This is a genomic window from Ruegeria sp. BC8, from assembly GCF_056535705.1.
The window spans coordinates 1,473,811-1,495,022 of the sequence record NZ_JBQFIV010000001.1; the positions used below are offsets into that span (position 1 = coordinate 1,473,811).

General features: G+C 61.5%; 23 protein-coding genes and 1 tRNA gene. 14 read left to right on the top strand and 10 right to left on the bottom strand.

Annotation, left to right across the window (positions count from 1 at the left end; all coding sequences use genetic code 11):
* Positions 1-67: 67 nt before the first annotated feature.
* From ACR3EK_RS07495 to ACR3EK_RS07535, 9 genes are all read right to left on the bottom strand, one after another.
* On the bottom strand, positions 68-1,228 hold the full coding sequence (locus ACR3EK_RS07495) for an ABC transporter substrate-binding protein (protein WP_480633062.1): 1,161 nt from the start codon (positions 1,226-1,228) through the stop codon (positions 68-70).
* A gap of 31 nt (positions 1,229-1,259) precedes the next feature.
* Entirely contained in the window at positions 1,260-3,146 is a 1,887-nt protein-coding gene (locus tag ACR3EK_RS07500) for an AMP-dependent synthetase/ligase (RefSeq protein ID WP_480633063.1), read from the bottom strand.
* A 5-nt stretch (positions 3,147-3,151) separates the two neighbouring features.
* On the bottom strand, positions 3,152-3,925 hold the full coding sequence (locus tag ACR3EK_RS07505) for an ABC transporter ATP-binding protein (protein ID WP_170418921.1): 774 nt from the start codon (positions 3,923-3,925) through the stop codon (positions 3,152-3,154).
* Positions 3,922-4,686: an ABC transporter ATP-binding protein gene (locus tag ACR3EK_RS07510; protein WP_480633064.1), complete on the bottom strand. Its 765-nt coding sequence runs from the start codon at positions 4,684-4,686 to the stop codon at positions 3,922-3,924. The genes ACR3EK_RS07505 and ACR3EK_RS07510 overlap by 4 nt, the downstream gene beginning before the upstream one ends.
* Positions 4,683-5,780, bottom strand: coding sequence for a branched-chain amino acid ABC transporter permease (locus ACR3EK_RS07515; protein WP_480633065.1), 1,098 nt, complete (start codon positions 5,778-5,780; stop codon positions 4,683-4,685). Before ACR3EK_RS07515 ends, ACR3EK_RS07510 begins: the two co-directional genes overlap by 4 nt.
* Before the next feature lie 4 nt (positions 5,781-5,784).
* Positions 5,785-6,660 carry a branched-chain amino acid ABC transporter permease gene (locus ACR3EK_RS07520; RefSeq protein ID WP_170450009.1) on the bottom strand — a complete coding sequence of 292 codons (876 nt, stop codon included), beginning with the start codon at positions 6,658-6,660 and terminating at the stop codon, positions 5,785-5,787.
* A 75-nt stretch (positions 6,661-6,735) separates the two neighbouring features.
* Positions 6,736-7,764 (bottom strand): alcohol dehydrogenase catalytic domain-containing protein, encoded by a 1,029-nt coding sequence (locus ACR3EK_RS07525; RefSeq protein ID WP_480633066.1) that lies wholly within the window; start codon positions 7,762-7,764, stop codon positions 6,736-6,738.
* Between the two features lie 232 nt (positions 7,765-7,996).
* Positions 7,997-8,548, bottom strand: coding sequence for a hypothetical protein (locus ACR3EK_RS07530; protein ID WP_480633067.1), 552 nt, complete (start codon positions 8,546-8,548; stop codon positions 7,997-7,999).
* Between the two features lie 210 nt (positions 8,549-8,758).
* A tRNA-Ser gene (locus ACR3EK_RS07535) sits at positions 8,759-8,848 on the bottom strand.
* A 123-nt stretch (positions 8,849-8,971) separates the two neighbouring features.
* On the opposite strand from ACR3EK_RS07535, the gene ACR3EK_RS07540 reads away from it, so the two are divergent.
* The 9 genes from ACR3EK_RS07540 (at position 8,972) to ACR3EK_RS07580 (ending at position 16,442) form a co-directional block, all read left to right on the top strand.
* Positions 8,972-9,814, top strand: coding sequence for a DUF2059 domain-containing protein (locus tag ACR3EK_RS07540; RefSeq protein WP_170357817.1), 843 nt, complete (start codon positions 8,972-8,974; stop codon positions 9,812-9,814).
* Positions 9,814-10,620 (top strand): DUF2059 domain-containing protein, encoded by an 807-nt coding sequence (locus ACR3EK_RS07545; RefSeq protein ID WP_170371063.1) that lies wholly within the window; start codon positions 9,814-9,816, stop codon positions 10,618-10,620. Before ACR3EK_RS07540 ends, ACR3EK_RS07545 begins: the two co-directional genes overlap by 1 nt.
* A 208-nt stretch (positions 10,621-10,828) precedes the next feature.
* Positions 10,829-11,443, top strand: coding sequence for a 50S ribosomal protein L21 (locus tag ACR3EK_RS07550; RefSeq protein WP_170367097.1), 615 nt, complete (start codon positions 10,829-10,831; stop codon positions 11,441-11,443).
* Between the two features lie 11 nt (positions 11,444-11,454).
* Entirely contained in the window at positions 11,455-11,724 is a 270-nt protein-coding gene (rpmA, locus tag ACR3EK_RS07555) for a 50S ribosomal protein L27 (RefSeq protein WP_005983052.1), read from the top strand.
* Between the two features lie 96 nt (positions 11,725-11,820).
* Positions 11,821-12,429: a LysE family translocator gene (locus ACR3EK_RS07560; protein ID WP_149777268.1), complete on the top strand. Its 609-nt coding sequence runs from the start codon at positions 11,821-11,823 to the stop codon at positions 12,427-12,429.
* Complete coding sequence (locus ACR3EK_RS07565) at positions 12,426-12,962, top strand: GNAT family N-acetyltransferase (RefSeq protein ID WP_480633068.1); 537 nt, start codon at positions 12,426-12,428, stop codon at positions 12,960-12,962. The genes ACR3EK_RS07560 and ACR3EK_RS07565 overlap by 4 nt, the downstream gene beginning before the upstream one ends.
* A gap of 37 nt (positions 12,963-12,999) precedes the next feature.
* The gene (gene obgE, locus ACR3EK_RS07570; RefSeq protein ID WP_005983058.1) at positions 13,000-14,034 is read left to right on the top strand and encodes a GTPase ObgE; all 1,035 of its coding nucleotides are present in this window, start codon (positions 13,000-13,002) and stop codon (positions 14,032-14,034) included.
* Positions 14,022-15,128, top strand: a complete 1,107-nt coding sequence (proB, locus tag ACR3EK_RS07575; protein ID WP_170390083.1) for a glutamate 5-kinase — start codon at positions 14,022-14,024, stop codon at positions 15,126-15,128. The genes obgE and proB overlap by 13 nt, the downstream gene beginning before the upstream one ends.
* A 51-nt stretch (positions 15,129-15,179) precedes the next feature.
* The gene (locus ACR3EK_RS07580) at positions 15,180-16,442 is read left to right on the top strand and encodes a glutamate-5-semialdehyde dehydrogenase (RefSeq protein ID WP_170367101.1); all 1,263 of its coding nucleotides are present in this window, start codon (positions 15,180-15,182) and stop codon (positions 16,440-16,442) included.
* A 9-nt stretch (positions 16,443-16,451) separates the two neighbouring features.
* Here the strand turns inward: ACR3EK_RS07580 and ACR3EK_RS07585 are convergent, their stop codons facing one another.
* The gene (locus ACR3EK_RS07585; RefSeq protein ID WP_170595155.1) at positions 16,452-17,048 is read right to left on the bottom strand and encodes a histidine phosphotransferase family protein; all 597 of its coding nucleotides are present in this window, start codon (positions 17,046-17,048) and stop codon (positions 16,452-16,454) included.
* 45 nt (positions 17,049-17,093) lie between these two features.
* Between ACR3EK_RS07585 and ACR3EK_RS07590 the strand changes: the two genes are divergently transcribed.
* The 5 genes from ACR3EK_RS07590 to tsf all read left to right on the top strand — a co-directional run bounded on the left by ACR3EK_RS07590 (position 17,094) and on the right by tsf (position 20,881).
* Entirely contained in the window at positions 17,094-17,276 is a 183-nt protein-coding gene (locus tag ACR3EK_RS07590; RefSeq protein ID WP_170339192.1) for a DUF3553 domain-containing protein, read from the top strand.
* A gap of 108 nt (positions 17,277-17,384) precedes the next feature.
* Positions 17,385-18,140, top strand: a complete 756-nt coding sequence (gene olsB / locus ACR3EK_RS07595; RefSeq protein ID WP_170595158.1) for an L-ornithine N(alpha)-acyltransferase — start codon at positions 17,385-17,387, stop codon at positions 18,138-18,140.
* Positions 18,127-18,981 (top strand): lyso-ornithine lipid O-acyltransferase, encoded by an 855-nt coding sequence (olsA, locus tag ACR3EK_RS07600; RefSeq protein WP_480633069.1) that lies wholly within the window; start codon positions 18,127-18,129, stop codon positions 18,979-18,981. The genes olsB and olsA overlap by 14 nt, the downstream gene beginning before the upstream one ends.
* Before the next feature lie 168 nt (positions 18,982-19,149).
* Positions 19,150-19,929, top strand: coding sequence for a 30S ribosomal protein S2 (gene rpsB, locus ACR3EK_RS07605; RefSeq protein WP_093962056.1), 780 nt, complete (start codon positions 19,150-19,152; stop codon positions 19,927-19,929).
* Between the two features lie 76 nt (positions 19,930-20,005).
* Positions 20,006-20,881 carry a translation elongation factor Ts gene (tsf, locus tag ACR3EK_RS07610; RefSeq protein ID WP_170445912.1) on the top strand — a complete coding sequence of 292 codons (876 nt, stop codon included), beginning with the start codon at positions 20,006-20,008 and terminating at the stop codon, positions 20,879-20,881.
* Positions 20,882-21,212 lie beyond the last annotated feature (331 nt).

Genomic DNA, 21,212 nt, shown 5'->3' on the forward strand with positions numbered 1-21,212 from the left:
CTGCCGAATTTACCGATTGGAAAGGGCTCGCAACCGCGAGCCCTTTTTTTGTTGATTTTCTCCGGCCTTACTCTTCGTAGACCATTTTCCAAGCGCCGTTTTCCACCACGTTGACGTAGACCGTATCGGCGCCCTGATGGTCATCGGGGCCAAAGGTCATGTGGTTGCCGACCAGTTCATCCTGATAGTCCAGCGTCTCCATTGCAGCGATAAAGCTTTCCTGGGTCAGGTCGGGGCCTGCCGCCTCCAGCGCCTTGACCATCATCTCGGCCGCGGCATAGCCCAGCATCGAAAAGCCGACCGGATCTTCGCCGGTGGCGGCCTTGTATTCCTCGATGAAGGCCTTGGGGGCGGGTTGATCCGCGCGGGCCCACAGGTCCTGCCAGGAGGCGGCGGCGTAGAAACCGTCGGTCACGCCACCCGGCACCTGGGCCACCACGGTCAGGAAACTGGCCGAGGTGCCCAGGAACTTCATGTCGGTCAGGCCCATCTTCTTGGCGGTACCGACCACGGTGATGGCCTGCCGCACGCCCAGGGCGATGGTGACGATGTCGCAGCCTTCTTCCTTCAGCTTGCTGAGCGAGCCCACGAAATCGGTTTCGTCAGGTTTATGAGTGGTTTCCGCGGCAAAGGTAATGCCGGCTTCCTTGGCGCCTTCCTGGCTGCCTTCCAGGATTTCCTTGCCGAAATCGGTGGGCAGATACATCGTGCAGACCTTGTCGCCGCCGAATTCCTGCGCCAGATATTTCACGCCCACGCGCGCCTGGTCGTAATAGCTGGAAAACGAGGTGAACTTGTTCTTCATCGGCTCCTGCAACATCTGCCGCGCGGCCGACAGGGGGGCGACGTTGGGAATGCCTTTGGGATCCAGCAGTTTGAAACCAGCCAGGTTCATCGGCGTGCCCAGCGATTGCAGCATCGCAAACACCTTGTCGCGGTTCAGCAGCTTGTTGTAACCCTGCATCGCGCGCGGCATCTGGTATCCGTTGTCCTCGACCACATAGCGGATCATGCGGCCATGCACGCCGCCATTGGCGTTGACCCGGTCGAACACCACGTTCGCGCCCTTGGTGGCCGGAACCCCCACGGCGGCGAAAATGCCGCTGAGGTCATTGACCGAGCCGATGACGATTTCGTCGTCGGTCACGCCTTGCGTTTCGGCCCAGCCCATCGAGGCCAGGGCGGACAGGGCGGTTGCTGCCGCCAGCCGTCTGATTGCTTTGGTCATGTGTTTTCCTCCCTTGGGATTGATCCCTGTTCTATTTGTACATGTCTTCAATGAGATGCGCGTGTTTCTTTTCCACCAGGCTGCGTTTCAGTTTCATCGTCGCGGTCAGTTCGTCATCTTCGGCGGTCAAGAGCACGTCGATCAGGCGGAAATCCTTGATCTGCTCGACCCGCGCGAATTCCTTGTTCACAGCCGCAACCTCGGCACCGATCAGTTCGCGCACCTCGGCTGCAGCGCAGAGCGAGGCGAAGTTCGAGAACGGCACCTTGCGGTCCTGCGCGAACTTCTCGACGTTTTCCTGATCTATCATCACCAGCGCCGTCAGGTACTTGCGGCGGTCGCCGATGATCACCGCGTCCGAGATGTAATGCGAGAACTTCAACCGGCTTTCGAGCTCGGCCGGGGTTATGTTCTTGCCGCCGGCGGTGATGATGATGTCCTTGAGGCGGCCGGTGATGGTGACATAGCCGTCCGCGTCCACGTGCCCCATATCGCCGGTGCGCAGCCAGCCATCGGCGGTGAAGGTCTCGGCGGTCTTGGCATTGTTGCGCCAATAGCCCTGGAACACGTTCAGGCCGCGGATTTGGATTTCGCCCTCGTCCGAGATGCGCAGGTCGATCCCCGGTGCGGGCTTGCCGATGGTACCGATGTGGTTGGCCTCGGGCGTGTTCAGCGTGGCGATGCCCGAGGTCTCGGTCATGCCGAAGCCCTCGACCAGCGGCACGCCGATGGCCCAGTACCATTTCAGCAGCTCGGGCGAGATCGGGGCCGCGCCCGACCCGCCGCGCCGCAGCCGGTCCATGCCCAGCATCCGGCGCAGGTTGCGTAGCACCAGCCGATCCCACAGCCAGAAATTCGCGGCCACCGCCGGCGGCACCGGTCTGCCCTGCAGGATGTATTCGGCACGCTTCATCCCGGCCTTCAGCGCCATGCCAAAGGCGGCGCGCCCGGCCGGGGTGGCCTCTTGCGCCATGATCAGCACCTGCGAATAGATTTTCTCCCACACGCGCGGGACGGCGGTGAAGGTCGAGGGCGACACTTCCTGCAGGTTGGCAAAGACCGTTTCGGGGCTTTCGGCGAAGTTCACCGTGCATTTCGAAGCCAGCGGAAAATAGATCGACACGTCGCGTTCAAGGATATGGCACAGCGGCAGAAAGCAGAGCTGCTCATCCGTCTCCAGCGCGGGCAGGCAGCGTGCGCCGCATTCGATCGCGGCCATGATGTTTTCATTGCTCAGCATCGCGCCCTTGGGCATGCCAGTGGTGCCCGAGGTATAGATCAGCAGCGCCGTATCCTGCGGCGTGGCCAGCGCGATTTCGGCTTCGAACCGGCCCGGTTCTTCGCGCTCGGCCTCCCGGCCGAGGGCATAGAGATCCTCGATCATCATGCAGCGGGGATGGGCCAAGTCGTGCAGGCCTTCGTCCTCGAGGATGATGACCTTCAACAGGCCGGGCACCTCGTCTTCGATGTCCAGGAATTTGTCCAGCTGCTCTTCGTCTTCGACGATCAGAAAGCGGCTGTCGCTGTCATTGACCAGGTATTTCAGCTGGCTGGCGGAATCGGTGGTGTAGACGCCCGAGGCGATGCCGCCGACGCATTGGATGCCAAGATCGAACCACGCCCATTCCTTGCGGTCCTCGGACAGGATCGAGACGACCTCGCCGCGCTGCAGCCCCAGTTTGCGCAGCGCCAGCCCGATCCACTTGGCGTGCTGCCAGTAGTCGGCCCAGGAATAGGATTTCCAGATTCCCAGATCTTTCTCCCGATGCGCGGTGCGGTCGCCCAGGGCGGCGCAGCGTTTCTGGAACAGCTCGGGGATGGTGACGCAGCCATCGACCCGCACGGGGCGCTGGCCGGGGGTGGCGTTGAACTGGACGCCGTTGATGGTGGTCTGCGGGGGCAGGGTGGTCATGTTCATCCGGCTCACCTCCACGTCTTCTTGCGTTTCCAGCGGCGGTTTTCCCGCGCGCCTTCCTCTTGCACGCCCAGATAGAAGTTCTGGATGTCCTCGGATCGCATCAGCACGTCGGCGGGGCCGTCCATCACGATGCGCCCGACCTCCATGACATAGCCATGATCGGCCAGTTCCAGCGCGGCGTTGGCGTTCTGCTCGACCAGCATCATGGTCATGTTCTGCTCGTCATTCAAACGTCTGAGGATGCCGAAGATCTCTTGGACCAGCAGCGGCGACAGGCCCAGCGAGGGTTCATCCAGCAGCATGATGCGCGGGTTGGCCATCAAACCGCGTCCGATGGCCAGCATCTGCTGCTGCCCGCCCGACAGGGTGCCGGCCTCTTGATTTCGGCGTTCCTTCAGAACCGGGAAGTAGGAAAACACCAACTCGCGGTCGCGCTCGATCTGGGCCTTGTCATGCAGGGTATAGGCCCCCAGGCTGAGGTTCTCGTTCACCGTCAACAGCGGGAACACCTCGCGCCCCTCGGGCACATGCACGATGCCCTTCTGGACGATCTTGTGCGGCTCCAGCCCCTGGATTTCCTCGCCGTCGAAGGTGATCGTGCCCTTTTCCGGGTCCATCACGCCCGAGACGGTCTTCATCAGCGTCGTCTTGCCCGCCCCGTTGGCGCCCAGGATCGAGACGATCTGGCCGGGATGCACGTCCAGCGACACACCGCGGATCGCCATGATCGGGCCATAGAAGCTTTCGATGTTGCGGATGCTCAGGATCGGTGCGCTCATGAGGCTTTCCCCAGATAGGCTTCTACGACGGCGGGGTGCGATTGCACCTGCGCCGGTGTCCCAAGGGCCAGTTTCGCCCCGTCGGCCATGGCCAGCACCCGGTCGGACACGCCCGAGACCAGCCCCATGTCATGTTCGACCATCAGCACCGTGATCCCCATCTGCCGCCGGATGTCGTCGATCCACCAGCGCATGTCGGTTGTTTCCTCGACCGACAGCCCCGAGGCCGGTTCATCCAGCAGCAGCAGCTTGGGGTCGGTGGCCAGTGCGCGCGCGACCTCGACCACCTTGCGCACGCCATAGGGCAGGCCGGCGATCATCTTGTCGCGATAGGCCTGCAGGTCGAGGAAATCGATGATCTCTTCGACCTTCTCGCGGTTCTCCAGCTCTTGCCGGCGGGCCGAGGTGGTAAAGAACACCTCGGACAGCAGATTGGTACGCCGGTGGCGGTGCCGCCCGACCAGCAGGTTCTGCAACACGGTTGCATGTTCGAACAGCTCGATGTTCTGGAAGGTCCGCGCAACTCCATAGGCGGCCACACCCGAGGGCTTGACCTGAAGCAGATCGTGCCCGTCGAACCGGATCTGGCCCGCGTATGGGTCGTAGAAACGCGAGATCAGGTTGAACACCGTGGATTTGCCCGCCCCGTTCGGGCCGACGATGGCAAAGACCTCGCCTTCTTCGACCGAAAAGGACAGATCGTTCACCGCCGTCAGGCCACCGAATTTCAGGGTGACGTTCTCGAATTCCAGCAGGCTCATCTCAGGCGCTCCGTCTTGAGATAGGATTTCTGCCGCTTGAACATGTCCTTGCGGTAGAAGGGGAACAGCTCGAACCAGGTGCGGATTTTCAGCCATCGGCCGTAGATGCCCATCGGCTCGAACAGGATGAACCCGATCAGGATCATGCCGAAGATGCCGAATTCTAGCCCCGGAATGGCGACGGTTCCGCCACCGAACAGGGCGGCTGCGTATTCCTTGGCGATCGACAGGAACTGCGGCAGAAACCCGATGACGATGGCGCCCAGAAACGCGCCGTGGATCGAGCCCAGTCCGCCGATCACGATCATCATCAGCAGCTGGATCGAGATCACAACGCTGAAGGTTTCGTTGTTGAAGGCCCCGGCATAAAGGCCCATCAGCGCTCCCGCCCATCCGGTTACGGCGCAGGACAGGGCAAAGGACACGGTCTTGGTGCGCGCGATGTCGATGCCCATCGCCTGCGCGGACACTTCCGAGTCGCGCACCGCGATGAAGCTGCGCCCCAACGGCGTGCGCAAAAGGTTAATGTAGCCCAGCGTGACCAGAACCGTGACGACCAGCACCAGCCAGTAGAACTGCTCGGGCGTGCCCCAGCGATCGACCAGATGGCCGAAAATCTCGACCCCCCCCATGTACTTGCCCGCCACGCCGCCGGTGATCGGTTCCGCCAGAACGATGAGGTCGTCCATCAGGATCGACAAGGCCAGGGTGAAGATCGCAAGATAGATACCGTGCAGCCGCAGGGCAGGGATGGCAACCGTGACCCCGGCGATGCCGGTCAGAATGCCGGCAAGCGGAAAAGCCACCAGAAACGGCACGCCAGACTCGATCAGGATCACGTTGGCATAGCAGCCAAAGGCCAGAAACGCCGCGTGGCCCAGGCTGGCCTGGCCGGTATGCCCGGTCAGGATCATCAGCCCCAGCCCAGCGATGGCCCAGATCAGAACGTTGGTCAGCTCACCCAGATAAAACGCGTCCAGCCACCACGGCGCGGCAATGACCACCGCCAGCAGGATCAGGTAGAGCGACAACTGGTATCCGTCCTTCCACGGGCGGATGTCCTGCATATAGTCGGTTTTGAAAACGATCCTCATGCGCTCAGACCTTCTTGACCCGGACCTGGCTGAACAGGCCGTGCGGACGGAAGATCAGCACCGCCAGCAACAGCGCGTAAGGCGCGATCTGGCTGTAGCCCGCGGCGATGTAGCGGCTGGCAAAGGGTTCGATCACGCCGACGATCAGACCGCCCGCCAAAGCTCCGGGCAGGCTACCGAACCCGCCGATGACCGCCGCCGCAAAGGCCTTGATCCCCAGCAGCCCGGTGGTTGGATCGACCGAGCCCTTGGCGGCGAACAGGATCCCCGCGATCCCGGCCACGACACCGGCCAGCCCCCAGATGAAACCCTGCACACGCTTGACCGGCACCCCCATGTAATAGGCCGCCAGCTGGTTCTGCGAGGCGCCTTGCATCGCCAGACCCAGCTTGGTTTTGCTGAAAAACACGTACAGCGCCCAGGTCAGCAGCACGGTCACGACGATGACCGCCACGTCCTCCATCCCCAGAACCAGGCCGCCAAAGCGGACCTCCTTGCCGGCAAGCGGGTTTTCCAGCGTCTGCGGCTCGTGACCCCAGATCAGCCCGGCGACAAAGCGGATCACGAAGCCCAAGGCGATGGTCAGGATGACCACGGCGGTCTGGCTTTCCCCGAACAGGCGGCGGATGATCAGCCTGTCCAGCAGGTACCCCAGCGCGCCCATGATCCCCAGCGAGATGGGCAGGGCCAGCCAGAAGGGCAGGCCCATATATTCGGTATTGGTCAGCCCGATGGTGACGAAGGCGCCCAGCATCATGAAATCGCCCTGGGCGAAGTTCACGGCCTCGGTCGCCTTGTAGATCAACACGAAGCCAAGCGCGATCAGGCCGTAGACACAGCCATTCGCCAGCCCGCTGATCAGCAGCTGTGCGTTGTCCAAATTCTCCTCCCCGTGCCGGTTTGCCCGGCGTCCTGACGCCCCGGATCTCCTCCAATCACCGGGGCGCCTGTTCTACTATGGCGTGATTATTACCTTACCGTCACTCTTTTTCAGTGCAACTGCCAGATCGGAAACGATTTTGTTCAGCGGAACATGCGCCGAGACATCCGTTTTCCACCGTCCGTCCGCAAAGCGGGCCTGCACCTCGGCAACCGCGCGCATCTGCTCTTCGGGTGGCGTGGACATCATCCATTTGGTCAGCCAGAAGCCCTCGATCCGTTTGCTCATAAAGATCAGCTGGCCCATCTGGGTCAGCTTCGGAGGCTCGCTGCTGAGTTTGCCATAAGACACCCAGCGCGCGCCGTTGGGCATGGCGCAGAAGACCTGCTCGGACAGCTGATCCGAGACCGCATCCAGAAACACTCGCGGCTTGAGCTGTGCGCTGATGGCCGCAAACTTGGAGACGGCATCGTCTTCGGTGGTTACGATGACCTCGGCCGCTCCGTGGCTTTTGAGCAGTTCGACCGTTTCACGGCGCCGCACCATCGCAATCGGCTTCAAGCCAAGGTCTCGGCCCAGCCCGCACATCAGCTTGCCCAACTGGCTGGTGGCCGCGGAAACGACAAAGGCCTCACCTTCGGAGCGCGCGATCTCAACCATTGCCATTGCGGTCAGCGGATTGACGATTTGTGCAGCACCGTCATCGTCCGAGATCTCGGGCCGCAAAGGAATACACATCTGGGCCTGTGTCAGGGCAAACTCGGCCCATGCGCCGGACCCGGAGGCGACGAAGGCGACCCTTTGCCCCTTCAGCGCTTCGGCGTCCGCGCCAGTGGCGACGACGTCCCCGCACCCTTCGAAACCGGCCGGGGCACCTTTGACCCGCGGCTGACCGTACTCACCCTTGATGAAATGGAGGTCTGAGGGGTTCACCGATGCGGTGCGCAATTTGATCAGCACCTGGCCGGGGCCAGGCGTGGGCACCGGGATCTCGGCATTCTCAACCCAGTCGGCGGCGTCCTCGATCGCCGGGCCCGTGGCGGTACCCGAGTATCCGTCAAATTTCTGAATCACGGCAAACATGGATTTGGGGAGGTCAGTCATTCTTTTTCCTTTGTTTCCGACACTTTCAAGTAAACGGGTCGATCCGAGTGCACGCCACAGGGCAGGGCGCACCGATGCCGACAATAAGTCGTCCCGACTTGATGCGACTGGTTGAGCCAAGCCAAACAAATGGCACCGGGCACGTCAATCGACCACAGGGTTAACGTTGGGGAATTGGGAAGCCGGTGCAGGTGTGACAAGGCCGGACAAATGCCGGCCTTGTCGAATGATCTTATTGCGTCAACAGGTTGCGCAGTTCCTGGATTTTGAGCGCAGCCGTCTCCGGCGCTTCCTTGATGCCATCGAGGATCTTGATCACCTGGTCCTGGATTTCCTGGCTCAGCTGGCTGTTTTTCACGGATTCAACCATCGCGTCATAGTCGAACTGCTCGGCCGACAGCATGCCTTCTTCAACCCAGGTATTCAGCAACTCCTGCCCTTGGGCAGTGAGGGCTGCAACCTGATCGCCTGCCTGGTTGGCCAGATCCGTCGCAGCATCGCCGGCCTGGTTAGCCAGATCCGTGGCTGTCTGACCGGCTTGCTCGGCGGCTTCACCGGCCTGTTCGACGGCGGCCGAGGCTGCGTCACCAGCTTGCTGCGTGGCCGTCGACAAAGCCTCGCTGGCAGCTTCCTGGGCTGCGGTTGCGGCCTCGCCAACGGCCTCGCCGGCTTCTTTGGCGGCAGATTGCAGTTTCTCGGCCGGGGTGGGCTCGGGCTGATTCAGGTAGAAATACGCGCCGGCACCCAATCCGGCGATGATAATCAGGATGATAATGCGGGACATTGGGGTCTCCTTTTCGGATGTGTGCCGCTGATGTGGGAGGAAACTACCTGAGATCAAAGGGGAAATCCCAAAGATTCGGCGCATGTTCGGGGTTTGGGCCACTCGGCGCTGATCAGTCAGACGATCGGCGGCAACAACACGCCACCGGCGAAAATGCACGCTTGCAACCATCAGGCGAACAAGAAAGGGGGGGGAATCATTGGGAAGTAGTGGCGGAGAGACAGGGATTCGAACCCTGGGTGGGCTTGCACCCACAACGGTTTTCGAGACCGCCCCGTTCGACCACTCCGGCACCTCTCCGCGGGGGTCTGTGAGGGGGGGATTTAGTTGTGATCGCCGAGGGGTGCAAGCAGAAAATTCCCGAATTCGCCAAACCGCGGATTTTCCATTGCCAGTCCGACGAAATCTCCTAGGCTGACATGTATGAGACATCTTCTGCACCGCATTTCGCTTCTGCTCATCCTGCCCGTGTTCGCGTTCGCTCTGACGGCTCAAAACGCCTTGTCCGCCAGCCGGGATCGGATTGAGGCTTTTCTGACGACGACGGGTTTTGACGTGGCGCTGGAAAGCATCGCATTGGCCTCGGCTTCGGCGCCTCAGATGCTGGGGATCGACCCCGAGGGTTTTGGCTCGCAATGGACGCGTCTGACGGAAGAGGTGTTCGACACCGACGACATGCATGAAACAGCGGTTGCGATTCTCGAACAGACGCTGAGCGACGAGGCCCTGAACCACGCGGTCGAGTTTTATGCCTCGGATCTGGGACAACGGCTTGTCGAGGCGGAAAATGCCTCGCACCTTGTCGAGGATGACGAAGCCAAGCAACTTGAGGGGCAGGAGATCATATCCGATCTGGTCAAGTCCGGTTCGAGCCGCATCGAAAGCCTGAAGCGGATGAACAGCGCCATCGATGCCAGCGAAACCTCGTTGCGGGCGCTGCAGGAGATCCAGCTGCGGTTCCTGCTGGCCGCCAGCGCCGCCGGAGTGATCGACCTGCAGTTGGACGCGGACGGGCTGCGCCAGATGATGAAGCTGAACGAACCCGAGATGCGGCAGTCATTGCAACTGTCCGCCTTGGCCAATGCGGCCTACACCTATCAGGATTTCTCTGACGCGGATGTCGACGCCTATACCAAAGCGCTGGAACAGCCGCTGATGCAGGAAGTCTACGAACTGTTGAACGCAATCCAGTACGAGATCATGGCCATGCGGTTTGAAGTGCTGGCGGCGCGCATGGCCGAACTGCGTCCGGCTCAGGACATCTGATGCGGCTGTTTCTGGCTCTGTGGCTGGTTTTGGCCGGTTGGGCCAGTGCGGTCACGGCGGACCAGGTCGACCGTCTGACCAAGGCAATGCATTTGTCCGACGTGATGCAGATTCTGCGTGATGAGGGTGTCGCGCAGGGGCGCGAACTGGACAAAAGCCTGCTGGACGGTGAGGGCGGATCGTTTTTCGAGGCCCAGGTTGAAGACTTGTACGACAAGGCGTGGATGCAGGCCAAGATTTATGACGCGCTGGCTGGCGGTATGTCCGAAGGGCAACTGGAGCAGGCTGCGCTGTTTTTCGAAAGCGATCTGGGCCGCGCCGTCGTGTCTCTGGAAAACTCGGCCCGTCGAACTTTTTCCGACGAAGCCATCGAAGAGATGGCCATGGCCGCCTATCGGGAGGCCGATCGTGATGCGGCCTATTTTCGTCTGATCGATGAGTATGTCGAGATCAACGACCTTGTTGATCGGAACGTGCGCGGGGCTTTGCAGGCCGATTACAATTTCTTCCGTGGGTTGGCGGACGGGCAGGGCATCACGGGCGACGACGGGGAAATGTTGGCCCAATTGCTGGCGCAGGGAGCGCAGTCCGAGCAACAAACCCGCGAGTGGCTGTACTCGTTCCTGCTGTTTGCGTACCAACCGCTCAGCGAGGCCCAGCTGCGCGAGAATATCGCCTTTTCACGTACCGAGGCAGGGCAGGCCTTGAACAACGCCTTGTTCGCAGGTCTGGACACCATGTTCAACGAGTTGTCATACCAGCTGGGCGTGACGGTGGCTCAGGTTCTGCAAGCGTCGGATCTTTAGGCCGGTTTGCTGTTGACTTTGCCGTGTGATCCGTGGATAAGCGCGCATCCCGGCCGGAACCTCCGCGCCGGGTATCGTTATTGTTGGCCTGACGGGTGCGCCCTGACGGTCGTTCATCCGCCCGAAAAGGGCGCGCTGTTCGAGGTGGCTTTGGCCGAAACGACCGTCTGACGGGGACCACAGAACGCGGTAGAAAAAGGAAAGACGCATGTTTGCAGTCCTCAAGACTGGCGGCAAGCAGTACAAGGTTCAGGCGGGCGACGTGCTCCGCGTTGAAAAGCTGGCTGCCGACGCAGGTGAAAAAGTCCAATTCAACGACGTTCTGATGCTGGGTGGCGACGCCCCGGTGGTCGGCGCGCCGTTCATCGATGGTGCGGCCGTTCAGGCGGAAGTGATCGAACAGATCAAAGGTGACAAGGTCATCAAATTCGTCAAGCGCCGCCGCAAGCACAGCTCGAAGCGCACCGTTGGCCACCGTCAGAAGCTGACCCTGGTCAAGATCACCGACATCCTGCCCTCGGGCGCGGACAAGTCGGGCGTCAAGGCCGCAACCGGTTCGGCTCCGGCAGGTGAAGTTGCGAAAGCAGCGAAACCCGCCAAGAAAGCCGCTGCCAAGGCAGAAGCCCCGGCCGCTGCTGCCGCCGCTGACGATCTGACCAAGATCACCGGTGTTGGTCCCGCAGCTGCCAAGAAACTGGCCGAAGCCGGTATCGAAAGCTTTGCCGCTCTGGCCGCCTTGTCGGACGAGCAGATTGCTGCTATCGAGACGGTCAAAGTGAAACCCGAATGGGTTGAGCAGGCCAAAGAGCTGGCCAAAGGCTAAGGAGAGAGAGAATGGCACATAAAAAAGCTGGCGGTTCCTCCCGTAACGGCCGCGACTCAGCGGGTCGTCGCCTTGGCGTGAAACTGTATGGTGGCCAGGCCGCCGTTGCAGGCAACATCATCGTGCGTCAGCGCGGCACCAAGTTCTGGCCGGGCGAAGGCGTGGGCATGGGCAAGGATCACACCATCTTTGCAACTGTCGATGGCGCCGTGAAGTTCCACAAGGGACTGAAAAACCGCACCTTCATTTCGGTCCTGCCAGTGGCGGAGGCCGCAGAGTAAGCCGAAACCCAGAAGGTTTAAGAAAAATTCATGGGGGACCGGCACAAAGTGCCGGTCCCCTTTCTCGTTTTGACGCAGATTTGATCGAAAGCCCCGATGCCCGTTGCAACCACCAGTTTCCTGATCTTTGCCGCCAGCCAGGTCGGCACGCCGGGACCGGCTAACATGGTCCTGTTGGGAACGGGTGCGCGCTATGGGTTCCGCGCGGCGCTGCCCTTCGTGGCAGGCGTGATTCTGGGCAAGCAGCTGATCATCTGGCCGTTGGGCTTTGGCCTTCTGCAACTGGCGGAACAGGCCCCCACCGCGTTTGCGGTTCTGAAATATGCTTCCGCGGCCTATATTTGCTGGCTTGCGTGGAAAATCGCCAACCTGCGCCTGTCCCATCAGGACGCGGGCGAGTCGGTTCCGGGTTTCTGGGCCGGGCTGGTGGTGCATCCGCTGAACCCCAAGGCCTGGGCGATGATCATCGCGGGATTCACCGGGTTCGTCGCGGCGGGAACGTCGGTGCTGAGTGCGACGCTCACGATCGCGCTCGTTTTGTTGACCTGCCAGTTGGTCCTGCACCCGATCTGGACCTTTGCGGGCGATAGAATTGCACGCGTGGTTGCGGGACGGCCGGCGGAAAAATATCTGATGTGGACTCTCGCGGGTCTGACTGTTGCATCCGTACTTTTCGTGTTGTTCGGAGGAGGAACACACCAATGAAACTTGAGGCAATCATAAATCAGCCGGTCATTGAAACCGAGCGGTTCGACCTGCGCCCGCTGCGCCGGCCGGACATGGGCCTGATCGAGCACTACGCCGGGGACGAGCGCGTGGCGCGCATGACCACGTCGATCCCGCACCCTTTGCCGCCCGGTTTGATCGAGGCTTTCGTAACCCGCGCCATGGCCGAGGACCGGGACGAGGACGTCTGGGCCATGGACGCCACCAAGGATGGCGGGCCCGAGTTGATCGGGGTGATCTCGCTCAAGCGGCTTGATCGCAACCAGTCCGAAGTCGGCTATTGGGTCGCGCCCTTGTACTGGAACACGGGCATCGCCTCGCTGGCGGTGGAAGCGCTGGTTCAGGCGAACCCGCTGGAAAACGCCACGATGTTTGCCAGCGTGTTTCAGGACAATCCCGCCTCGGCGCGTGTTCTGACCCATTGCGGGTTCCAGTATCTTGGCGATGCCGAAAGCTTCTCGGTGGCGCGCGACGCAAATGTGCCCACCTGGACGTACAGCAAAAAACTCTGACTTGTGGCCGATGGGGCCTTTGCAGTAGGGGACTGACATGAAATTTCTCGATCTTGCAAAGGTCTACATCCGGTCCGGGGCCGGCGGTAGCGGGTGCGTCAGCTTCCGACGCGAAAAGTACATCGAATACGGCGGCCCCGATGGCGGGGACGGCGGCAAGGGCGGGTCCGTCTGGGCCGAGGTCGTGGACGGGCTGAATACCCTGATCGACTTCCGCTATCAGCAGCATTTCTTTGCCAAGAACGGACAGCCCGGCCGGGGCCAGCAGCGCACCGGCAAGGATGGCGACGACATCATTCTGCGCGTGCCTGTCGGAACCGAGATCCTGGACGAGGATCAGGAGACGGTGATCGCCGACCTGACCGAAGTGGGTCAACGCGTCCTGCTGGCGCGGGGCGGAAATGGCGGTTTCGGCAACCTGCATTTCAAATCGGCCACAAACCAGGCGCCGCGCCGGGCCAATCCGGGGCAGCCGGGCGTGGACCGCACGATCTGGCTGCGTCTGAAGCTGATCGCCGACGTGGGTCTGCTGGGCCTGCCGAATGCGGGCAAATCGACCTTTCTGGCCGCAACATCGAACGCCCGGCCCAAGATCGCCGATTATCCGTTTACCACGCTGCATCCCAATCTGGGCGTCGTCGGCGTGGACAACGTGGAATTCGTGGTGGCCGACATTCCCGGCCTGATCGAAGGCGCGCACGAAGGCCGCGGCATCGGCGACCGTTTTCTGGGCCATGTCGAACGCTGCGCGGTGTTGCTGCATCTGGTCGACGGCACGTCCGAGACCATCGCGCAGGATTATCACACCATCATCCACGAGCTTGAGGCCTATGGCGGCGCGTTGGCTGACAAGCCCCGGATCACCGTGCTGAACAAGATTGACGCGTTGGACGAAGAACAGCTCGAACTGGCCAAGGCCGAGCTGGAAGAGGCCGTGGGCGGCCCTGTCATGACCATGTCGGGCGTCGCCCGGCAGGGCGTGACCGAGGTTCTGCGGGCCCTGCGCGCCCAGATCGACGAAAACCGCCTGCGTCAGAAACCCACTGAGGAGCGCGAGACGTGGCAGCCCTGACCGACGCAAAGCGCCTGGTGGTCAAGATCGGCTCGGCTTTGCTGGTCGATCGTGCGACCGGCAAGCTGCGTTCGGAGTGGTTGCATTCGCTGGCGCAGGACGTGGCGTGGCTCAAGGGGCAGGGCGCCGATGTGGTTCTGGTCTCGTCCGGTTCGATCGCGCTGGGGCGCGGCGTTCTGGGTCTGCCCGCAACCGCACTGTCGCTGGAGCAGTCCCAGGCCGCTGCCGCCGTCGGTCAGATCCGGCTGGCGCGGGCCTATGAAGAGGCGTTGGCCCCGCACGACATCACCACGGCGCAGGTTCTGGTGACGCTGGAAGACAGCGAGAACCGCCGCCGGTACCTGAACTCGCGCGCGACGCTGGAAACTCTGCTGGGGTTGGGCGTCGTGCCCATCGTGAACGAAAATGACACGGTGGCCACGGATGAAATCCGATACGGCGACAATGATCGACTGGCCGCGCAGATCGCCGTGACCGTCGGTGCGGATCAGTTGATCCTGCTGTCCGATGTCGATGGGTTCTACACCGGCAATCCAGCCGAAGACCCATCCGCCACCCGGTTTGACGTGATCGACGCGATCACGCCCGAGATCGAGGCGATGGCCGGTGACGCCGGTTCGGGGCTGTCCAAGGGCGGCATGAAGACCAAGCTGATGGCCGCGCAGATGGCGACGGCGGCGGGCTGTGACATGGCGATTACGGAAGGATCGCCTTTGAACCCGCTGAAACTGCTGAACAATGGCGCGAACAGCACTTGGTTCAAGGCCAAGCTGGACCCGCATGCGGCGCGCAAACGCTGGATCTCGGCGATGAAGCCGCGGGGCGAGATCACGGTCGATGCAGGGGCAGCGCAGGCGCTGGAGAATGGCAAAAGCCTGTTGCCGGCCGGCATCGTCGAAGTGACGGGCGATTTTGGACGGGGCGACCCGGTGGCCATCAAGGATCACGAAGGCCGGCGTTTGGGATTGGGCCTCAGCCGCTATACCGCGCACGAGGCCGACACCATCAAGGGGCGCAAATCCTCCGAGATCGAGGACGCACTCGGCTATCCCGGCCGTGCGGTGATGATCCACCGTGACGATCTGGCTTTGTAGCTGCGAAAACTGATAGATTTGGCTGGTCCGACGACCGGAAAGGCAGATGACATGAAGGACTTTGACAGCATTCCCGCCCTGATGGCCGATCTTGGCAAGCGCGCCAAGGATGCGTCTCGGGATCTGGCTTTCGCCTCGGCCGAGCGCAAACACGCCGCGTTGATCGCCGCGGCCGACGCCGTGTGGAAGAACCGCGCACAGATCATCGAGGCCAACAAGAAAGACCTGGACTATGGCCGCGACAAGGGTCTGAGCCCGGCCATGATGGACCGGTTGATGCTGGACGAGGCGCGCATTCAGGGCATGGTCGACGGGTTGCGCACCGTGGCCGAACAGACCGATCCGGTGGGTGAGGTTCTGGCCGAATGGGATATGCCCTCGGGGCTGAACATCCGCAGGGTACGCACCCCGCTGGGCGTGATCGGCGTGATCTATGAAAGCCGCCCGAACGTGACCGCGGATGCCGGGGCGCTGTGCCTCAAGTCGGGCAATGCCGTGATCCTGCGCGGCGGATCCGAAAGCTTTCATTCCTCGACCGCGATCCACGCCTGCCTGGTCGAGGGTCTGAAGGCTGCTAACCTGCCCGAGGATGCGATCCAGCTGGTGCCGACCCGTGACCGGGCGGCGGTGCAGGAATTGCTGACCATGACCGACTACGTCGACGTCATCGTGCCGCGTGGTGGCAAGGGGCTGGTCGGGTTGGTCCAGCGCGAGGCGCGGGTGCCGGTCTTTGCCCATCTTGAAGGGATCGTGCACATCTACATCGACAAGGCTGCGGATCCGCAGAAAACGCTGGACGTGGTGCTGAACGCAAAGACCCGCCGCACTGGCATCTGCGGGGCGGCCGAATGCCTGCTGGTGCATCAGGATATCGCGGAAACGCTGGGGCGCGACGTGATCGCCGCGCTGCTGGCCGCTGGCGTCGAGGTCCATGCCGCGGGTGCGCTGGCCATCGACGGCACCGTGCCGGCCACCGATGCCGACTGGGGCAAGGAGTTTCTGGACAGCATCATCGCCGCAAAACCGGTGACCGATATCGATGAAGCAATCGCGCATATCCGGCAATACGGATCGAACCACACCGATTGCATCATGACCGAGGATCAGTCCGCCGCCGACCGCTTCTTTGAACGGCTCGACAGTGCGATCCTGATGCACAACGCCTCGACCCAATTTGCCGACGGGGGTGAGTTCGGAATGGGCGCCGAGATCGGAATCGCCACGGGCAAGATGCACGCGCGCGGCCCGGTGGGGGCGGCGCAGTTGACCAGTTTCAAATACCTGGTGCGCGGCAACGGCACGACGCGCGCCTGAGGCGCTGCGTCAGAACCGCAGCACCACGCGGGTTGCGCCCGTCTCGGCCGAAACCCGGCGGCCCTGAGCGGCCGCCGTCTGCGGCAGCAGGGCGAACTGCACCTGCGCCGGCGTGACCTTGTTGGCGAATGTGCCGGTTGGGAGGCCTTTCCACAGGTCGGGATCGACATTCATGCGGTCGGCCGTACCAGTGACCGTCCATTTGTCGCCCACGCTGTCGATCTTGACCTCGCCGCCCATCGGCATGGCGCTTTCGCAGCACATGATGGCCAGAAAGGCCAGTTTGATCTGATTGCGCGGCATCGCCTCGGTGACGTTCCAATGCACCCGGACACGGCCCGCGTGGTTGACATCGCGCAGCAGGTCCGTCACTTCGCTGCGGCCCAGCGGCTGATCGCTGGCCGCGCCAAAGGCCACGCGAAAGAACCGGATCCGCGCCCCTGCGCTGCCAACGCTGCCGGTAATCAGCTCCATCTCCGGGCCCTGGGTGCCGCCAACTATCTCCAACAGTTCCAGACCGTTCGTGATCGCGCCGATCGGGCTGATCAGATCGTGGCAGATCCGAGAGCCGATCAACTCGGCCAGGTTGACGTTGGTGTCGCCCATGCGTACCTCCTGTGGTATCCCCCATGCCCGACCCGGAGCCGCCGCATGACAGATCTGAATGCCATTCTTGCACCGGGCATGTTTGTCCGCCACCCAGATTTCCCCGACTGGGGCGTTGGACAGGTCCAGTCCAACATCGGGGGCAAGATCACCGTGAACTTTCGCGACCAGGGCAAAGTGGTGATTGACGGAACACGCATCGCCTTGATGCCGGTTCTTGATCCATGAAACTGGTTTAGGAAAGGTTAACGGGGCTCGCCACCCGGTTCGTGTTGCCATTCGCCGCGCAGCTGCGGTATCAGCGCTGGGATCGCAACAAGACGACGACCATTCCACATGCCGGATACGGGCCCTTCATTCACTGTCAAACTTGCCGAAACCGACGAGGAACTGCGCGCGGCGCAGCGGCTGCGTTATGACGTCTTCGTGCGTGAATTGGGCGGTGGCGGAGAGATGGTCGATCATGCGGAGGGCCTGGAACGCGACCAGTTCGACCCGTATTTTGATCACATGCTGGCCTATGACGACGTCACCGGAGAAGTGGTCGGAGTCTACCGCCTGTTGCCGGGTGACCGCGTAGCTGAAGTCGGACGGTTCTACTCTGAGGATGAATACGACCTTACCGTTCTGAAAAACAGCGGCCGCAAATTGCTGGAACTCGGCCGGTCCTGCCTGCATCCGGACTATCGCGGCGGAACCGCAATGTATCATTTGTGGAATGGCCTCGCGAAATATGTGTCCGAACGGGAGATCGAGGTTCTGTTCGGCGTTGCCAGTTTTCACGGCACTGACGTCAAGCACCTTGCCCAGCCTCTGTCGATGCTGCATCACAACCACCTGGCTCCACCCGAACTGCGGGTGCGTGCGCAGCCGGATGTTTATCAGAACATGAACCTGGTTCCGAAAGATGCGCTGGATCGACGGAGTGCGATGTTGCAAGTTCCGGCCTTGATCAAGGCCTATCTTCGATTGGGCGGGTTTGTGGGCGAGGGCGCATTCATCGACCATGCCTTCAACACCACCGACGTTTGCCTGATCCTCGACACCACTCGGATGAACGAAAGACAGAGACGCATCTATGGCGGAGCGTGACGTGCCAAACGGTGCTGTCTGGCACAGCTCGGACGACCCGGACCCGGTTGAGTTGGGCGTGTGGGGTTGGATTTTGGTGATCCTCCGGGGGCTTCCTCTGGCTGTGCTGGTGTTCGGTGGTCTGATCGTTCTTTTGCTTGTGCGCCTGGTCGAAAGACCCATCTTTGGCCTGCGTCGACCAGTAACGCCCTTCATTGCCCAATTCGTGTGTCGCAATGCGTTTCGAATTCTTGGGATCGGATTTTCAAGCTCGGGTGAGCTGATGCAGCAGCGCGGGGCCGTCGTGGCCAACCACGCGTCTTGGCTGGACATCTTCGCGCTCAACGCCCGCAAGCGTGTATACTTCGTGTCCAAGGCCGAGGTGGCGAAATGGCCCGGCATCGGTTGGCTGGCCCGGGCCACCGGAACCGTGTTCATCGAACGCAATCCCAAGCAAGCGCGCGAGCAGACCAGATTGTTCGAAGACCGTCTGAAGGCCGGGCACAAGCTGTTGTTTTTCCCAGAGGGCACATCGACGGACGGCCTACGGGTTTTGCCATTCAAAACAACGCTTTTTGCGGCATTCTTTGCAGATGAACTGCGTGATTTCATGTATGTTCAGCCGGTCTCGGTGGTCTACCACGCGCCCGATGGGCAGCCGGACCGGTTCTATGGTTGGTGGGGGGACATGGATTTTGCCCCGCATCTTCTGAAGACGCTGGGCGCGCGGCGGCAGGGGCGGGTCGAATTGATCTATCATTCTCCGGCGCGGGTCAGCGACTTCGACAACCGCAAGGCTTTGGCCGCGCATTGCGAGCAGGCCGTTCGCCACGGGCATGCCTTGGCGCGGCCAGAAAAATAGGGGCAAAAGCCCCTTGCACCGTCAGTCAACCTGACGTATACGCGCGGCATTCAAATCCGCAGGCGGGGTTTGGTCGTTTTGAGGGAGACATCCTCATCAAGGCCGCCGGTTGGAGCAAACGCTTCTTTCACCCCCGCCAAGGCGAAAACCGGAAAAGGAAAACATAGCATGGCTCTTCCCGAGTTCACCATGCGTCAGCTGCTGGAAGCTGGCGTTCACTTTGGTCACCAGACACAGCGTTGGAACCCCCGCATGGCGCCTTTCATCTATGGCGCACGCAACGGCATCCACATCATGGACCTGACCCAGACCGTTCCGATGCTGGACCAGGCGCTGCAGGCGGTACGTGACACCGTCGCCAAAGGTGGCCGCGTTCTGTTTGTCGGTACCAAGCGTCAGGCTGCACAGCCGATCGCCGAAGCCGCTGAAAAATCGGCCCAGTATTACATGAACCACCGCTGGCTGGGCGGCACGCTGACTAACTGGAAAACCGTTTCCCAGTCGATCAACCGTCTGAACCAGATCGACGAAGCCATGGAATCGGGCGCTGAAGGCCTGACCAAGAAAGAGCGTCTGGGCATGGAGCGTGACCAGGCCAAGCTGCAGGCTTCGCTGGGCGGCATCCGCGAGATGGGCGGCGTTCCTGACCTGCTGTTCGTCATCGACGTCAAGAAAGAAGCTCTGGCCATCGCCGAAGCCAACAAGCTGGGTATTCCGGTTGTGGCCGTCGTCGACACCAACTGCTCGCCGGATGGTGTCGACTACATCATCCCCGGCAACGACGATGCTGCCCGTGCAATCGCACTGTATTGCGATCTGGCCGCACGTGCTGCGCTGGACGGCATGACCGCACAGCTGGGCGCCGCCGGCGTCGACCTGGGCGAGTTCGAAGAAGCACCGGTTGAAGAAGCCGTTGCAGAAGAAGCCGAAGCGTCGGCCGAAGCGTAAGCTGCCCGTCACGTAAATGACATATGGGGCAGGGTAGACCTGCCCCAATTCCGTTTGAATTGAGGAGAGCCAAGAGATGGCAATCACTGCAGCAATGGTGAAAGAACTGCGCGACTCGACCGGCGCAGGCATGATGGACGCGAAAAAAGCGCTAACCGAAACCGGCGGCAACATGGACGAGGCCGTTGATTGGCTGCGCACCAAAGGTCTGGCGAAGGCCGCAAAGAAATCCGGCCGTACCGCAGCAGAAGGCCTGGTTGCCGTTCACGTCGAAGGTGGCAACGGTGTTGCTGTCGAAGTGAACTCGGAAACCGACTTTGTCGCGAAGAACGCCGAGTTCCAGGAAATGGTCGGCAAGATCACCTACGCAGCCCAGGGCGTTGACTCGGTTGAGGAACTGCTGGCCGCTGATCTGGGCGGCAAGTCGGTTGCCGACACGCTGACCGACAAGATCGCCACCATCGGCGAAAACATGTCGGTCCGCCGCATGGCCAAACTGTCGGGCGACACCGTGGTCTCGTATGTCCACAACGCTGCAACCAACGGCATGGGCAAAATCGGTGTTCTGGTTGCTCTGTCGGGCGGCGATGAAGCCATCGGCAAGCAGGTCGCGATGCACATCGCAGCCGTGAACCCGGCCGCTCTGTCCGAAGCCGACCTAAATCCGGCCGTTGTCGAAAAAGAAAAGCAGGTCCAGATGGACATCGCGCGCGAGTCCGGCAAGCCCGAGCAGGTCATCGAAAAGATGATCGAGGGCCGCATGAAGAAATTCGTCGCGGAATCGACCCTGCTGAGCCAGCAGTTCGTTGTGAACCCCGACCTGACCGTGGAAGCAGCGGCCAAGGAAGCCGGCGCAACCATCACCGGTTTTGTTCGCCTCGAAGTTGGCGAAGGCATCGTGGTCGAAAAAGAAGACTTTGCCGCTGAAGTCGCCAAAGCGGCTCAGGGCTGACGCCTGTTCAGCCCGGGTTTTCCGGGCTGAACCAAAAACACCCGAAACCGGTTGCGCGACGCGCGACCGGTTTTTTATTGGCGAATTTTCCGATTGATCAGAGTAGTAATTGGAGGGCCCCGCAAGATGGGGATGGTCGAGGCCCCCCAAAATTTCCGACATCGGCACGCGGACGAATAAGCGCCCTTTGTCAGAGCGAACGGAGAGCCTTGGCAATACAAAGATCCGTCCAAATGTTCCTTGGCTAAAGCCACCACTCACGGAACAGGATCAATGTGCAATTTCTGCGCGGTTTTAGGAAGTCATGTATTCCTTACCTAAGGTCAACTGC

Excerpts from the sequence above, each read along its gene's own strand:
- ACR3EK_RS07530 (WP_480633067.1), bottom strand. The coding sequence starts at position 8,548 with ATGTCCCGCATTATCATCCTGATTATCATCGCCGGATTGGGTGCCGGC.
- ACR3EK_RS07590 (WP_170339192.1), top strand. The coding sequence starts at position 17,094 with ATGACAGATCTGAATGCCATTCTTGCACCGGGCATGTTTGTCCGCCAC.
- ACR3EK_RS07495 (WP_480633062.1), bottom strand. The coding sequence starts at position 1,228 with ATGACCAAAGCAATCAGACGGCTGGCGGCAGCAACCGCCCTGTCCGCC.
- tsf (WP_170445912.1), top strand. The coding sequence starts at position 20,006 with ATGGCAATCACTGCAGCAATGGTGAAAGAACTGCGCGACTCGACCGGC.
- ACR3EK_RS07580 (WP_170367101.1), top strand. The coding sequence starts at position 15,180 with ATGAAGGACTTTGACAGCATTCCCGCCCTGATGGCCGATCTTGGCAAG.
- ACR3EK_RS07525 (WP_480633066.1), bottom strand. The coding sequence starts at position 7,764 with ATGACTGACCTCCCCAAATCCATGTTTGCCGTGATTCAGAAATTTGAC.
- ACR3EK_RS07585 (WP_170595155.1), bottom strand. The coding sequence starts at position 17,048 with ATGGGCGACACCAACGTCAACCTGGCCGAGTTGATCGGCTCTCGGATC.
- rpmA (WP_005983052.1), top strand. The coding sequence starts at position 11,455 with ATGGCACATAAAAAAGCTGGCGGTTCCTCCCGTAACGGCCGCGACTCA.
- ACR3EK_RS07560 (WP_149777268.1), top strand. The coding sequence starts at position 11,821 with ATGCCCGTTGCAACCACCAGTTTCCTGATCTTTGCCGCCAGCCAGGTC.
- olsB (WP_170595158.1), top strand. The coding sequence starts at position 17,385 with ATGCCGGATACGGGCCCTTCATTCACTGTCAAACTTGCCGAAACCGAC.
- obgE (WP_005983058.1), top strand. The coding sequence starts at position 13,000 with ATGAAATTTCTCGATCTTGCAAAGGTCTACATCCGGTCCGGGGCCGGC.
- ACR3EK_RS07545 (WP_170371063.1), top strand. The coding sequence starts at position 9,814 with ATGCGGCTGTTTCTGGCTCTGTGGCTGGTTTTGGCCGGTTGGGCCAGT.
- ACR3EK_RS07505 (WP_170418921.1), bottom strand. The coding sequence starts at position 3,925 with ATGAGCGCACCGATCCTGAGCATCCGCAACATCGAAAGCTTCTATGGC.
- ACR3EK_RS07515 (WP_480633065.1), bottom strand. The coding sequence starts at position 5,780 with ATGAGGATCGTTTTCAAAACCGACTATATGCAGGACATCCGCCCGTGG.
- olsA (WP_480633069.1), top strand. The coding sequence starts at position 18,127 with ATGGCGGAGCGTGACGTGCCAAACGGTGCTGTCTGGCACAGCTCGGAC.
- ACR3EK_RS07565 (WP_480633068.1), top strand. The coding sequence starts at position 12,426 with ATGAAACTTGAGGCAATCATAAATCAGCCGGTCATTGAAACCGAGCGG.
- ACR3EK_RS07540 (WP_170357817.1), top strand. The coding sequence starts at position 8,972 with ATGAGACATCTTCTGCACCGCATTTCGCTTCTGCTCATCCTGCCCGTG.
- ACR3EK_RS07500 (WP_480633063.1), bottom strand. The coding sequence starts at position 3,146 with ATGAACATGACCACCCTGCCCCCGCAGACCACCATCAACGGCGTCCAG.
- ACR3EK_RS07550 (WP_170367097.1), top strand. The coding sequence starts at position 10,829 with ATGTTTGCAGTCCTCAAGACTGGCGGCAAGCAGTACAAGGTTCAGGCG.
- ACR3EK_RS07510 (WP_480633064.1), bottom strand. The coding sequence starts at position 4,686 with ATGAGCCTGCTGGAATTCGAGAACGTCACCCTGAAATTCGGTGGCCTG.
- rpsB (WP_093962056.1), top strand. The coding sequence starts at position 19,150 with ATGGCTCTTCCCGAGTTCACCATGCGTCAGCTGCTGGAAGCTGGCGTT.